This window comes from Erythrobacter sp. SDW2 (genome assembly GCF_021431965.1).
Classification (GTDB): Bacteria; Pseudomonadota; Alphaproteobacteria; order Sphingomonadales; family Sphingomonadaceae; genus Parerythrobacter.
In genome coordinates this window covers 1,143,651-1,157,558 of sequence record NZ_CP090370.1, presented here as the reverse complement: position 1 = coordinate 1,157,558, position 13,908 = coordinate 1,143,651, and the positions used below count along the sequence as shown (strand labels likewise).

The 13,908-nt window shown below is 65.7% G+C and carries 11 protein-coding genes; 3 read left to right on the top strand and 8 right to left on the bottom strand.

Features of this window, described 5'->3' with window-relative positions; translation table 11 throughout:
* The first annotated feature begins 77 nt into the window (after window positions 1-77).
* The 3 genes from LY632_RS05565 to LY632_RS05555 all read left to right on the top strand — a co-directional run bounded on the left by LY632_RS05565 (window position 78) and on the right by LY632_RS05555 (window position 3,067).
* The gene (locus tag LY632_RS05565) at window positions 78-1,253 is read left to right on the top strand and encodes an acyl-CoA dehydrogenase (protein WP_234093149.1); all 1,176 of its coding nucleotides are present in this window, start codon (window positions 78-80) and stop codon (window positions 1,251-1,253) included.
* Between the two features lie 159 nt (window positions 1,254-1,412).
* Window positions 1,413-2,060, top strand: coding sequence for a maleylacetoacetate isomerase (maiA, locus tag LY632_RS05560; RefSeq protein ID WP_370636559.1), 648 nt, complete (start codon window positions 1,413-1,415; stop codon window positions 2,058-2,060).
* On the top strand, window positions 2,057-3,067 hold the full coding sequence (locus tag LY632_RS05555) for a fumarylacetoacetate hydrolase family protein (RefSeq protein ID WP_234092812.1): 1,011 nt from the start codon (window positions 2,057-2,059) through the stop codon (window positions 3,065-3,067). The genes maiA and LY632_RS05555 overlap by 4 nt, the downstream gene beginning before the upstream one ends.
* A gap of 66 nt (window positions 3,068-3,133) precedes the next feature.
* Here the strand turns inward: LY632_RS05555 and LY632_RS05550 are convergent, their stop codons facing one another.
* The 8 genes from LY632_RS05550 to LY632_RS05515 all read right to left on the bottom strand — a co-directional run bounded on the left by LY632_RS05550 (window position 3,134) and on the right by LY632_RS05515 (window position 13,891).
* Complete coding sequence (locus LY632_RS05550) at window positions 3,134-4,558, bottom strand: aldehyde dehydrogenase family protein (RefSeq protein WP_234092811.1); 1,425 nt, start codon at window positions 4,556-4,558, stop codon at window positions 3,134-3,136.
* A gap of 72 nt (window positions 4,559-4,630) precedes the next feature.
* On the bottom strand, window positions 4,631-5,155 hold the full coding sequence (locus tag LY632_RS05545) for a molybdenum cofactor guanylyltransferase (RefSeq protein ID WP_234092810.1): 525 nt from the start codon (window positions 5,153-5,155) through the stop codon (window positions 4,631-4,633).
* A gap of 4 nt (window positions 5,156-5,159) precedes the next feature.
* Entirely contained in the window at window positions 5,160-6,239 is a 1,080-nt protein-coding gene (locus LY632_RS05540) for an acyl-CoA dehydrogenase family protein (RefSeq protein WP_234092809.1), read from the bottom strand.
* A 4-nt stretch (window positions 6,240-6,243) separates the two neighbouring features.
* Window positions 6,244-7,452, bottom strand: coding sequence for an acyl-CoA dehydrogenase family protein (locus LY632_RS05535; protein ID WP_234092808.1), 1,209 nt, complete (start codon window positions 7,450-7,452; stop codon window positions 6,244-6,246).
* Window positions 7,453-7,473: 21 nt separating this feature from the next.
* Window positions 7,474-8,484, bottom strand: coding sequence for a DUF2891 domain-containing protein (locus LY632_RS05530; protein WP_234092807.1), 1,011 nt, complete (start codon window positions 8,482-8,484; stop codon window positions 7,474-7,476).
* Window positions 8,475-9,425 (bottom strand): DUF979 domain-containing protein, encoded by a 951-nt coding sequence (locus tag LY632_RS05525; protein ID WP_234093146.1) that lies wholly within the window; start codon window positions 9,423-9,425, stop codon window positions 8,475-8,477. The genes LY632_RS05530 and LY632_RS05525 overlap by 10 nt, the downstream gene beginning before the upstream one ends.
* Window positions 9,425-10,204: a DUF969 domain-containing protein gene (locus LY632_RS05520; protein WP_234092806.1), complete on the bottom strand. Its 780-nt coding sequence runs from the start codon at window positions 10,202-10,204 to the stop codon at window positions 9,425-9,427. The genes LY632_RS05525 and LY632_RS05520 overlap by 1 nt, the downstream gene beginning before the upstream one ends.
* Before the next feature lie 90 nt (window positions 10,205-10,294).
* Window positions 10,295-13,891, bottom strand: coding sequence for a hydantoinase B/oxoprolinase family protein (locus tag LY632_RS05515; RefSeq protein ID WP_234092805.1), 3,597 nt, complete (start codon window positions 13,889-13,891; stop codon window positions 10,295-10,297).
* Window positions 13,892-13,908: the final 17 nt, after the last annotated feature.

Here is a 13,908-nt window from a genome sequence, read left to right as displayed (position 1 = left end):
GTGCCAGTCCTGACAAAGCACCTGCAAGGCCAAGCAGGCCATAAGCAGGAGTTACCATGGCAGGTGCCAATTCGGGCATGACCCCCTTCGCCTGGGACGATCCGTTCCGGCTCGACGAACAACTGACCGAAGAAGAGCGGATGATCCGCGATGCCGCGCACGGCTTCGCGCAATCCGAACTGCAACCGCGCGTCATCAAGGCCTTTGCCGAGGAGATCGATGCGCCCGAGCTGTTCCCCCTGATGGGCCAGGCCGGGCTGCTGGGCGCGACGGTGCCGGAGGAATACGGCGGCGCGGGTGCGGGCTATGTCGCCTACGGCCTGATCGCGCGCGAGATCGAACGGGTCGACTCGGGCTATCGCTCGATGGCCTCGGTCCAGTCCAGCCTCGTGATGTACCCGATCCATGCCTTCGGTTCTGAGGAGCAGAAGCGCAAGTACCTGCCCGGCCTCGCTTCGGGCCAGTTGATCGGCTGCTTCGGCCTGACCGAGCCCGACGCCGGCAGCGATCCGGCGGGGATGAAGACCGTCGCCAAGAAGGATGGCGACGGCTACGTCATCTCCGGCTCCAAGACCTGGATTTCCAACGCCCCCTTCGCCGATGTCTTCGTGGTCTGGGCCAAGAGCGAGGCCCATGGCGGCGGCATTCGCGGCTTCGTGCTGGAAAAGGGCATGCCGGGCCTCAGCGCGCCCAAGATCGAAGGCAAGATTTCGCTGCGGGCCAGCACCACCGGCATGATCGTGATGGACGAGGTGAAAGTCGGGGCCGACGCTCTGCTGCCCGATGTGCAGGGGCTGAAGGGTCCCTTCTCCTGCCTCAACCGCGCCCGTTACGGCATCAGCTGGGGCGCGATGGGCGCGGCGGAGTTCTGTATGCACGCCGCACGGCAATACGGGCTCGACCGGCACCAGTTCGGTGTGCCGCTGGCATCGAAGCAGCTCTACCAGCTCAAGCTCGCCAATATGATGAGCGAGATCGCGCTGGGCCTGCAAAGCAGCTTGCGGGTCGGCCGCCTGATGGACGAAGGCACCTTCGCGCCGGAGATGATCAGCATCGTCAAGCGCAACAATGTCGGCAAGGCGCTCGAGATCGCCCGCCACGCCCGTGACATGCACGGCGGCAACGGCATCAGCGAGGAGTATCAGGTCATCCGCCACATGGTGAACCTCGAGACGGTCAACACCTACGAAGGCACGCACGACGTCCATGCGCTAATCTTGGGCCGGGCAGTAACGGGGATTGCGGCATTCTGACCGATCGATGGCGAGCCGGGTGTCCTACAGGGCGTCATTGTGGCATGACGGCGGCATGATGATTTTGTGCTTCTTCGTGCGGCCGAACGATGGCATTTCAGTGCCCCGCATTTTTGCTCCAGGACAGTGTGACAAGTGTGACATGGGGCGACCCGGGCAATGATCCGCCTCTTCGCCTACTTCCGCAGCTCCACCAGCTATCGCCTTAGAATCGCGCTGAATCTCAAGGGGCTAAACTACGAGGTGATCCCGGTCGACTTGCGCACCTCGGAACAGAAGGACGCGGGCTTCACCGCGCGCAATCCCTATGGCAGCGTGCCGATGCTGGAGGCGGGCGGCCGCGACCGGGCGCAGTCGATGGCACTGCTCGAATGGCTCGACGAGGCCTATCCCGAGCCAGCACTGCTGCCGCGCGATATCGAGGATCGCTACACCTGCCGCGAGCTGACCTATGCTGTCGCGACCGAGATCCATGCGGTCAACAACCTGCCGGTGCTCAAGTACCTCGCCGATCCGCTGGGCCATTCGCAGGACGAGATCGACGTGTGGTACCGCCACTGGCTGGCTCGCACGCTCGACCCGCTGGAGCGGCGACTGGCCGAGATCGGGACGGGCGACTTCCTGTTCGACAGGCCCGGCCTGTTCGAGATCGTGCTGCTGCCGCAGGTCTATAACGCCCGCAAGTTCGCCTATGGCTTCGACGACAAGCCGCATATCGCCCGGATCGAGGCCGCCTGCCTGGCGCTGCCGGCGTTCCAGCGCGCCTATCCCGACAACCAGATTGACAGCCCGGAGTACAAAGGATGAAGCTTGCCACACTGAACGATGGCACCCGCGACGGTCAGCTGGTGGTCGTCTCGAAGGACATCACCCGCTACTCCTCGGCCGCGCATATCGCTCCGACATTGCAGGCCGCACTGGACGATTGGGAGCATATCGCGCCGCAGCTGCAAGCGCTCTACACCGATGTCGAGCATCAGGTCGTGCCGTGCGAGCGCTTCCACGAGCGCGAGGCGCATGCGCCGCTCCCCCGCGCCTATCAGTGGGCCGATGGCAGCGCCTACATCAATCACGTCGAACTGGTGCGCAAGGCACGCGGGGCCGAGGTGCCGGAGAGCTTCTATCACGACCCGCTGATGTACCAGGGCGGCAGCGACGACTTCCTGCCGCCGCGCAGCCCCATTCCGCTGAAGGACACCGCCTGGGGCTGCGACATGGAGGGCGAGATCGCCTGCATCACCGACGATGTGCCGATGGGCACGACGCCGGAGCAGGCGGCTGAGCACATCAAGCTGCTGATGCTGGTCAACGATGTGTCCCTGCGCGGGCTGATCCCGGGCGAGCTGGCCAAGGGGTTCGGCTTCTTCCAGTCCAAGCCTGCCACCGCCTTCTCGCCCGTCTGCGTGACGCCGGACGAGCTGGGCGACGCCTGGCAGGGCAATGTCATCCACCTGCCGCTCAAGGTCGATTACAACGGCCAGCCCTTCGGGCGCGCCAATGCCGGGGTCGATGCCACTTTCAGCCTGGCCGATCTTGTCGCCCATGTGGCCAAGACCCGCAATCTCGGCGCGGGTTCGATCATCGGTTCGGGCACCGTCTCCAACCGCGACCCCGACGGCGGGCCGGGCAAGCCGTGCAGCGAAGGCGGACTGGGCTACAGCTGCATCGCCGAAATCCGCATGATCGAGACCATCGCCAGCGGCGAGCCCAAGACCCGCTTCATGGCCCCCGGCGACTCTGTCCGTATCTGGATGGATGACGATCACGGCCACTCGATCTTCGGTGCGATCGAGCAGCAAGTGGTGCAAGCCTGACGGCCCAAAGCAAAGGGGCGGAGGTTCGCACCCCCGCCCCTGCTGACCTCAACGACCCTTGAGGACTTATGCCATAGCGTTCTTTTTGACGGTTATCACCTGCGGATATGTAAATTCCTTCAGACCGTCGATTCCGTACTCGGCCCCGAAGCCCGACTGCTTGTGCCCGCCAAACGGCGCGAAGGGCGAGAGGTGGAGATACTCGTTGACCCAGACCGTGCCGGTTTCGAGCTGCTCGGCGATCTCGACGCCCTTGTCCGGGTTGCCGGTCCAGACCGCGCCGGCGAGGCCGTATTCGGAATTGTTGGCGCGGGCGATGACCTCTTCCTCGGTCGAGAACTTCATCAGCGGCATGACCGGACCGAACTGCTCCTCGGCCACGATCCGCGCGTCTTCCGGCGGATTGTCGAGAATGGTGATCGGCACGTAATAGCCCGAGCCCGAGGGATCGACTTCACCGCCGACCAGGAACTTGTAGCCGTTGTCCTTGGCATCCTGGATCAACTCCAGCACGCGGTCGTACTGCTTCTTGTTCTGGATCGGCCCTACGCCGGTGCCCTGTTCGGAACCGTCGCCGACCTTCACGGTCTTGGCATATTCGGCAATCGCTGCGCTCAGCTCGTCATAGATATCCTCGTGGATATAGATGCGCTTCGCCGCGACGCAGATCTGCCCGGCATTGGTGAAGCTGGACCAGAACAGCTGTTCGGCGACCTTCTGCACATCGGCATCGGGCAGCACGATCGAGGCGTCGTTGCCGCCGAGTTCGAGGGTGATGCGCTTCAGGTCGGCACTGGCGCCTTCCATGATCTTCTTGCCCGTAGCGGTCGAGCCGGTGAAGGTGATCTTGTCGATATCGGGGTGCTGGGTGATCAGCGGGCCGAGACTGTCCTCGCCGGTGATGATGTTGACAGTGCCGGCAGGCACAACGCCCTTGATCAGTTCGGCGATCCGCAGCGTCGTCAGCGGGGTGAAGGGGGACGGCTTGAGCACGATGGTGCAGCCCGAGATCAGCGCCGGGACGATCTTCTGGATCGCCATCATGACCGGGAAGTTCCACGGCACGATCCCGCCGACCACGCCCACCGGCACGCGGCGGGTGCGGCTGAGGCGCTCGTCATCGTCCTGGTTGATGACCTCTTCCAGACGGAGAGTGGACTGCGCCGCGGCGAGCCCGGCCGCGCCGTAGATCTCGCCCTGGGCCTGCGCATGCGGCTTGCCCTGTTCGGCGGTGAGCAGGCGAAACAGCTCGTCGGCATTGTCCTTGATCGCGGCGGCGATGCCCTGGGCGACCTTCTGGCGCTCTTCCGGGCTGGTCTTGGACCAGGTCTTGAAGGCGCGGCGGGCGGCTGCAACGGCGCGATCGAGCTCGTCCTTGCCGCAAGCCGGGACGCGGCCGATCACTTCCTCGTTGGCGGGATTGACGACGTCCATCCACTGCCCGTTGGTGATCAATTCGCCATCGATCAGATTGGTATAGTCTTTTGCCATGGGTCTCTCCTCTCGTTTGAGTCGCGGGATAGCAGGGCGCGGCGGGGTTTGTCGCCCCCAAGTTTTCGATTGCTACTGAATCTCCGGCAGACCGAGATCCTCAGGTGCATTGACGTTGCGCAAGGGCGGGCTGACCGCCACCAGCCGCGCCCCGACATGCTCGCCGAAGCCGTAGAGCGAGCGTCCGCCCGATTGCAGGAACGCGTTGCACTGCGGGGCCAGCGCGACCGGCCAGAGCCCGACGACGGGCTGCTCGGAAGCATGGGCTGCGCCGTCTCCGGCCAATTGCTGCGCCAGGTCCGCAGGGAGGTTGGGGACATCGCAACCGCTGCTGAGCACCGCGTCGTAACCGGCCGTAAGGGCGTGGTGCAGCGCCGCGTTCAGGCCGCCGAGCGGACCAAGTCCCTGCTCCGGCATGTCGTCAAGACAAGCAAAGTCTGCTTCCTCGCGACCGCAGACGACGACTGCTTCGCATTGCTCAGCCAGCGCCGTCGCCACCCGGTCGATCAACCGCTCGCCATCCACCAGCGCCAGCGCCTTGTCGCTGCCGAACCGCCGCGACTGCCCGCCGGCGAGGATCGCGCCGAGCAGCCGCACCGGCTCAGCGCGCCCCCAGCGTGCGCAGGTGGTATTCGTGGCTGCCGAACCGGGCATCGAGCGCCAGCAGCCGCTTGTGATAATGGCTGACGCTGAGTTCGTCGGTCATGCCGACCCCGCCATGGGTCTGGATCGCCGCCTCACCGACCATGCGGCCAAGCTTGCCGGTCTGACCCTTGAGTGTCGCCAGTTCGCGCGGTCCGACCTGCCCTGCCTCCGCCAGCGCCGTGGTGTAGAGCAGCGTCGCGCGCGCCTTGGTGCAGGCGATCTTCATGTCGGCGAGGCGATGCGCCACGACCTGGAACGCGGCAATAGGCGTGCCGAACTGCTTGCGGGTCATGGCATAGTCGGCGGTGATCGCCAGCAGCGCCTCCATCGCCCCGACCGCTTCGGCGCATTGGACGATGATCGCGTGGGTCATGATGCGGTCGATCATGGCGCGGTCTTCGGTCAGCAGGGTGGCAGCGGCGTTCTCGAAGGCGAGGTGCGCCGCACTGTACCCGTCAATGGTGGTGAAGTCCTGCGCCTCGACGCCATCCGATTGCACGAAAAACAGACCAACCGGCCCACCTTCGCCCTTGCGTGCGGCAACAACCAGAACGTCAGCCTGCTTGCCTGCCAGCACCAACCGCTTCTCGCCCGTTATGGCGAAACCATCGCCTTGTGCTGTCGCGACCATGGTGACGTGATCCAGCGAAGGCGTGCCCTTGCCCTCCTCGAACGCAAAAGCCGCAACAGCCTCGCCCGCCATGATCCTGTCGAGCCATTCGTTACCGGAGTTGCCCACCGCCAGCGCCGCGCCTGCCAGCATCACGCTGCCGAGATAAGGTTCGACCACCAGATGCTTGCCGAACAGTTCGGCCACCGCCACGCAGTCGCTGATCGAACCGCCAAGCCCGCCTGCGTCCTCGGAAATGGGCAATGCCAGCAGGCCGAATTCGGCATACTGCGCCCAGGCCTCGGCCGACCATGGCGCTTCACCGCGCACGATTTTCTGCCGGGCGTCGAAGTGGTATTCCTTCTCCAGATAGCGGGCGACACCATCGCGGAGCATCTGCTGTTCGTCGGTAAAGCCGAAATCCATCGCCTCAGCCCCCAACCACGGTGCGCGAGATCAGGTCGCGCTGGACCTCGTTTGCGCCCGCGTAGATCGTCGTCGCGCGGCTGTTGAGGTAAAGCGGCATGGAGATCAGGTCGATTTCGCTTCCTAGCGGCGCGATATTCGAGCCGACCCGCAGCGCTTCAAGCTGCCGCGCCATCCCGTCGAGCCCTGAGACTCTTGTCATCAGCACCGAAGCACGCTGGACCAGCTCCGAATTCATCGTCTTGTTCATCGACGGGAACGCCGGGTCGCGGGCGATCTCATGGCCGCTGATCGCCAGCTTCTCGAAATGCGCCATCGAGGCAACGTCCGCCTCAAGCTCGCCCAAGTCGCGCTGGAACACCGGGTCCTCGGCCATAGTCCCGCCGAACGGCGATGGCGTTTCCGCTGCCGCCTGCCGCGCCCGTTCGAGATAGCGCATCAGCGTCGGGCTCGCCGCCGAACCGCCGCCGCGCTCGTGCTTGAGCAGGTGCTTGGCGACGCTCCAGCCGTCGTTCTCCTCGCCGACCCGGCCCGATTGCGGCACGCGGCAGTCGGTGAAGAACACCTCGCACTGCTCCGGGAAACCGTCGAGGCCGATAATCGGGCGAATTTCCATGCCCGGATAGTCGGACCGGTCGAGCAGCAGGAAAGTGATGCCTTGCTGCTTCTTGCCCTCGTTGCTGGTGCGCACCAGCATGAACATGCGATTGGCGTGGTGGGCATAAGTGGTCCAGATCTTGGAGCCGTTGATGATGTAGTCGTCCCCGTCGCGCTCGGCCCGGCAGCTGAGCGACGCGAGGTCCGACCCGGCATTGGGTTCGGAGTAACCCTGCGCCCAGAAATCCTCGCCCTTGAGGATACCGGGCAGGTAGCGATCACGCTGTTCCTGCGTGCCGAGATCGATCAGCAACGGCCCGACCATGCCGAGGCCCTGCGGCAGCAGCGGCGGCAGGTCGGCCTTGCGATATTCCTCGGCGAAGATGAAACGCTGCTCCACGCTCCAGCCGGTACCGCCATATTCGACCGGCCAGTGCGGCGCGGCCCAGCCCTTGCGATAGAGAATCCGGTGCCATTCCATGCACTGGTCGAACGGCGCGAAGACACTGGTAGTCTTGCGCCCGGCCTCGCGGATGGCGGGCGTCGGCGCGGTGGCGAAGAATTCCGCCACTTCGGCGCGGAAGGCCTCCAGCTCGGGCGCGAAATCGATGTTCATGGCTGCCCTCTCCGACAGGTTTTATTCGGCAACTGTGTCACCCGGCAGCGCGGACAGCAAGGCCAGAAGTGCGAAGCTGGCGAGCCAGTGTTCGCCCATATAGTCACCCGCCACATGCGGCATGGCGGCGTCGAGATGCTCGGTGGCGCGCGCTTCGATCAGCGGCAGGGCCGGATGTTCGCCCAGCGCATGGGCAGCGCCGCGCAGGCACCAGGCGCGGCTGAGGTTGAGCCCGTCGAGATGGGCAATCTTGCCGTCGCTGCGATCGGACACGGTGACCGGGCGGCACTCACGCTCGACCCAGCTATTGGCGAGCACCAGCGCTTCGAACCACGGCGCGAATTGCAGCTGCGGCATGACCCGGCCCATCAGCATCGCCACGCTGAGGACGGGCGAGAGGAACTCATCACCGCCCGGCTCCCACCCGCGATAGTCGCTGCGGCCCGCAAAGGCGGTGAGCGCCCAATGGTCGATGGTGGCGAGCAGCCGGGCATCATGCGCTTCGGCCCACGCCCGCGCCAATGTCAGCGCGAAGGCGGTGTTGAAGTGCGTGCCGACGGTGATCGGATAGGTCAGCACGCGCAGATAATCGCCGAGCCGTGCGGCGAAGGCTTGCGCCAGCGGAGCCAGCCGCTCGCCCCATTGCCGGTCGCCGTGCCGTTCTGCTTCGAGTTGGAGATAGAGCAGCCAGCCCCAGCCATAGGGCCGCTCGAACCCGCGCGAGGTCGGCCGGTCGAGATAGGCCAGTTCGACTGCCAGCTTCTCTTCCGTGAAGGTCGCCTCTGCCAGCTGCTCGATCTGTGCCGCTTCGGGCATATCCGGAAAGAGCCGCCGTAGCGTCAGCAGGGTCCACCAGCCGTGGACGCAGCTGTGCCAGTCGAAGCTGCCGAAGAATACCGGATGTGCTGCGCGCGGGGCGCGGACATCCTGCTCGCTCTCGAAGACGTGGTCATCCTTGTACGGGTACGGCCGCGCGACATGCCCCAGCGCGATCCGGGCGAAGTTGCCTGCGATCTCTTCCGTCAATTCCACAGCAGGAACGCCCCGACATAGATGATCGCGACGTTGCAGACCCACAACGGCACTGCGGTACCGATCTGCTGGCGGATCACCCCGTTCTGATCCTTGAGCTCCAGCAAGGCGGCGGGGACGATGTTGAAGTTCGCCGCCATCGGGGTCATCAGCGTGCCGCAGAAACCCGCCAGCATGCCCACTGCCCCGATCACCGCCGGGTTGCCGCCATAGCCCTCGACCAGCAGCGGGATGCCGATCGCGGCCGCCATCACCGGGAACGCGGCAAAGGCGTTGCCCATGATGATGGTGAAGAGCGCCATGCCCAGCGCATAAACCACCACCGCCACCAGCACATTGCCTTGCGGGATGATGTTCCCTGCCAGCGCGCCGATCACGTCACCGACGCCGGCCAATGCAAAGACCGCGCCGAGCGCCGCCAGCATCTGCGGCAGGATCGCGGCCCAGCCGATGGAATCGAGCAGCCGCCGTCCTTCCTGCATCGGCGCGAGCGCGGGCGGCCTGAGCCATGCACAGGCATAGGCCAGGGCCAGCAGCACGCCGACGGCGAAGAGCAGCAGCGTTTCACGCCGCTCCTCGAACAGACCCGTTTCCTTGAGCGGAGTGTAGTTATAGAGCAGCGTGCCCGCGACCGCCGTGATTGGCACGATCAGCGCGGGCAGGAACAGCCTGTTACCGAGCAACGCCGAGAAGTTGAAGCGCTCCTCCGCCGTCGTCGTCTGCGGATCGCTCCGCCTCAGCCCACCGAACCCGGCAATGCCGACCAAGGCAAGCACCAGCACCCCATTGGCGAAATCACCGATATGGCTGCCGAGGAAAAAACTCGCCGCCAGCACGCCCCAGAAGGCGGCGTTGCCCCAGCGTTTGTCCCGCAGGCTCAGCAGTGACCAAGCAGCGAAGAACATCCCGGCGAGGATATAGAGCCATTCGTAGGTGATCATCATTCCTCTCCCTTGGGAGAGGGGGACCGCTCGCGCAGCGAGGGGTGGAGAGGCCTTGCGAGATCTGCCGCCCCTCCACCATGCTTTGCATGGTCCCCCTCCCCGGTCAGGGGAGGAATTCTCCCCAATCGGCGGTCCATCGCGGTGATGCGCCAGCCGTGGATCAGGAAGGCACAGATCGCGGTCGGGATAGCCCAGACCGACAGCTGCAGCGGGGTGAGCGGATAGCCCGCGCTTTCGAACACGCCCTGGATCAGCAGGATCGAGGCTATGGCGAAGAAGATATCCTCGCCGAAGAACAGCCCGACATTGTCGGTCGCCGCGGCCATGGCGAGCACTTTCTGGCGCTCGTCCTCGGGCAGCGTGCCGTGGGTCTTTTCCGCCGCGGCTTCGGCCATTGGCGCGACCAGCGGGCGGACCGCCTGCGGGTGACCGCCGATATCCTTCATGCCGATGGCAGCCGTAATCTGGCGAAAGGCCAGATAGGCCACCAGCAGCCGCCCCATGGTCGCCCCGCGCATGGTCTCGATCACCGCCCGTGCACGTTGCTGCAAGCCGTATCGCTCCAGCAGCCCGATCACCGGCAGGATGATCCAGGTGACGGAGATGTAGCGGTTGTCGTTGAACGCCTTGCCCAGCGCTTCGACCACCGCGACGATATCGAGACCGGCGAGCAGGCCGGTCGCCACAGCGGCGCTGACCACCACCAGCAGCGGATTGAACCGCAAGGCAAAGCCGACCACGACAATGGCGATCCCCGCCAGCGGCCAGTAGTTCATGCTTTCCTCCCCGAACCGGGGAGGGGGACCGCGAGCCGCAGGCTCGGGGTGGAGGGGCGAGCCGCCATCCACCCGGCACTATGCGTGCATTCACGCATTATCCGCCCCTCCACCGTTCTTCGAATGGTCCCCCTCCCCATTCTGGGGAGGAATTCCAAATCCGCCGCCACCCGGCGTCAGGACCACGAACGCGTCGCCCGGCTGCATCTGCGCCGAGGCGGTGGCACTCAATTCCTCGATAGTGCCATCGACCCGCTCGACCCAGTTGCGGCCCGGCAGCGCGTCGCCGCCGCCTGCCAGCCCGCTCGGCGCGATGGCGCGGCGGTTGGCGAGAATGTTGGCGCGCATCGGTTCAAGGAAGGTGATCCGCCGCTCGACCCCGTCGCCGCCGCAATGCCTGCCCTCGCCGCCCGACCCGCGCCTTATGGCGAACTTGTCGAGCCGAACCGGCAGGCGAGTCTCCAATATCTCGGGATCGGTCAGGCGGCTGTTGGTCATATGCGTCTGCACCGCGCTGGTCCCGTCATGGTCCGGCCCCGCGCCAGAGCCGCCGCAAATCGTCTCGTAATACTGGTGCGCCGCATTTCCGAAGGTAAAGTTGTTCATCGTCCCCTGGCTCGGCGCGAGCTTGCCGGTGGCGGCGAACAGCGCATCGGTGATGACCTGGCTGGTCTCGACATTGCCCGCCACGACCGCCGCAGGCGGCGCCGGATTAAGCATCGAGCCCTCAGGCACCACCAGTTCGACCGGGCGCAGGCAGCCGTCGTTCATCGGGATCGCATCGTCGATCAGCGTACGCAGCACGTAGAGCGAGGCCGCGCGGGCGATGGAGCGCGGGGCGTTGAAATTGTTGGGTTGCTGCGCGCTGGTGCCGGTGAAGTCGAACACGGCGGAGCGGCTCCCGCGGTCGATGCGGATGCCGACCGTCACCTGCGCGCCATTGTCCATCGCGCAGGTGAACTCCCCGTCCTCGAGCCGGTCAAGCAGTCGGCGTACGCTCTCCTCGGCATTGGCAAGGACGTGGCGCATGTAGGCGGCGATAACGTCCCCGCCATTGTCGCGCGCGGCCCCGGTCAGGAGTTCCGCACCGCGCGTGCAGGCCGCGACTTGCGCCCGCAGGTCGGACAGGTTGCGGTCGGGCTTGCGCGTGGGCCATGGGCCTGACGCCAGTGCGGAGCGGATTTCAGCCTCGCGGAAAGTGCCTTCATCGACCATCAGCAGATTGTCGAGCAGCACGCCCTCCTCCTCGATGGTCGCGCTTTCGGGCGGCATCGAGCCTGGAGCGATCCCGCCGATATCGGCATGGTGCCCGCGGGCCGCGACGAAGGCGTCGGGCGCTTCGCGTACGTCAGAATAGAACACCGGCACGATCACGGTAATATCGGGCAAATGCGTCCCGCCGCGATAGGGATCATTGAGGACATAAGCATCGCCGCGCCGGATCCCGCGCCCGTCCGCTCCATCGCCTCGTGCCTCCAGGATACGCCGGATACTGTCGGCCATGCTGCCGAGGTGCACCGGGATATGCGGCGCATTGGCGATCAGCGCGCCCCCGGCATCGAACAGCGCGCAGGAGAAATCGAGCCGCTCCTTGATGTTCACCGACGTGGCTGTCGATTGCAGCACCACGCCCATCTCTTCGGCAATCGCCATGAACAGATTGTTGAAGATCTCAAGCCGGACGGGATCGACCGCCGTGCCATCGGCATGGGCACGCTCGAGCGGCGTGGTGCGAATGAGAACCAGGCTGTTGTCCCTTGCACGTGACGCCGACCAGCCCGGTTCGATGACGGTGGTGGAACCGGGATCGACTACCAGAGCGGGTCCAGGGACCGGCTCGCCGATCTGGCCGCGCTGGAACACCGGCCACTCGCCCGAAGCCGCGACACTCCCTTCGTCCAGCACCAGCGCATCGGCATCGAACGCGCCCGGCAAGCCGCTTGCCTCGACACTCAGGGCCTCGACGATGATCTGCCCCTCGGCATCGGAATAGCCGAAGCGGCGGCGGTGCTCGGCGCGGAACTGCTCCGCAAGCGCGGTATCGTCATCGAGGTCGAGCGTCAGCGTGCTGTCACTGCCGGCAAGCCGCAACCGGGCGCGGCGGGCGAGATCGACCTGCGCGGCGTCAAGCCCGTGTTCCGCCATGGCGGCATGGACCTGCGCCTCCAGCGCTTCGAGCACTGCAGAGTAGTCCGCTCCCAAAGGCTGCACCACGCTCTGTTCGCGGATCGCCTTCACCGGGGCGATGCCGATGCCATAGGCACTGAGCATGCCCGCCAGCGGGTGCACCAGCACGGTCGACATCCCCAGCGCATCGGCGACGCGGCAAGCGTGCTGCCCCCCAGCCCCGCCAAAGCAGGCCAGTGCATATCGCGTCACGTCATGCCCGCGCGCGACGCTGATCTTGCGGATGGCGTTGGCCATGTTGTCGACCGCGATGGCGAGGAAGCCTTCGGCAATCTGTTCCAGAGTCATGGTGTTGGGCAGCGAGTCTGCGACCGCTTCGAGCCTTGCCCGCGATGCCGCCGGATCGAGCCGCTCGTCACCGCCGGGCCCGAACACCGCCGGGAACAGCGCCGGGTCGATCCGCCCCAGGAACAGATTGCAGTCCGTCACCGTCAGCGGCCCACCCTTGCGATAGCAGGCCGGCCCCGGATCGGCCCCGGCGCTCTCCGGCCCGACGCGGAAGCGGGTGCCGTCGAAGCGGCAGATCGAACCGCCGCCCGCCGCCACGGTGTGGATTTGCATCATCGGCGCGGCGACGCGGACTCCTGCGACAATGCTGTCACCGGTCAGCTCGTATTCGCCGGCATAATGTGCGACATCGGTGCTGGTCCCGCCCATGTCGAAGCCGATCAGCTTGTTGAAACCGAGCGGCGCACTCGCCGCCACCATGCCGACCACCCCGCCCGCCGGACCCGACAGGATCGCATCCTTGCCACGGAACGATCCGGCATGGGCCAGCCCACCGTTGGACTGCATGAAGAACAGCCGCTCATGCGGCGGCAGGTTCGCTTGCAGTCCGGCAACATAGCGACCCAGCACCGGCGAAAGATAGCCGTCGACTACCGTGGTATCACCGCGCGGGATCAGACGTATCAGCGGCGCGACTTCATGGCTGACGCTGACCTGCGCGAAGCCCAACTCACGCGCTATGGCCCCCAATTTCGCCTCATGCGCGGAATGGTGCCAGCCATGAATCAGAACGATGGCAACGGCATCGAAGCCATCGCTCTTCAGCGCCGCGAATTGCGCCCGCGCCGCATCTTCGTCGAGCGGCAACAGCACTTCGCCATCGACCGCCACGCGCTCGGCGATTTCGACCACTTTTTCGGGCAGTTGCTCGGGCAGGATGATATGCCGGGCGAAGATTTCGGGCCGCGCCTGAGTCCCGATCCGCAGCGCATCGCCGAAGCCCTGCGTGATCGCCAGCGCCAGCCGCTCGCCCTTGCGTTCGAGCAGGGCATTGGTGGCGACCGTGGTCCCGATGCGCAGCTCCGCAATCGGCCCTGCGCCATGGGCCGCCATCAAGCGGCGGACGGCTTCGCTGGCGGCGTCATCGTACCGGCCGGGGTTCTCCGACAGCAGCTTGTCCGTTACCAGCCGCCCGCGCGGGGTTACCGCTACGACGTCGGTAAAGGTCCCCCCGCGATCAATCGCGAAACGCCAAGGCCCCAAGCTCTCCATGCGAGGTGCCTAGAGCC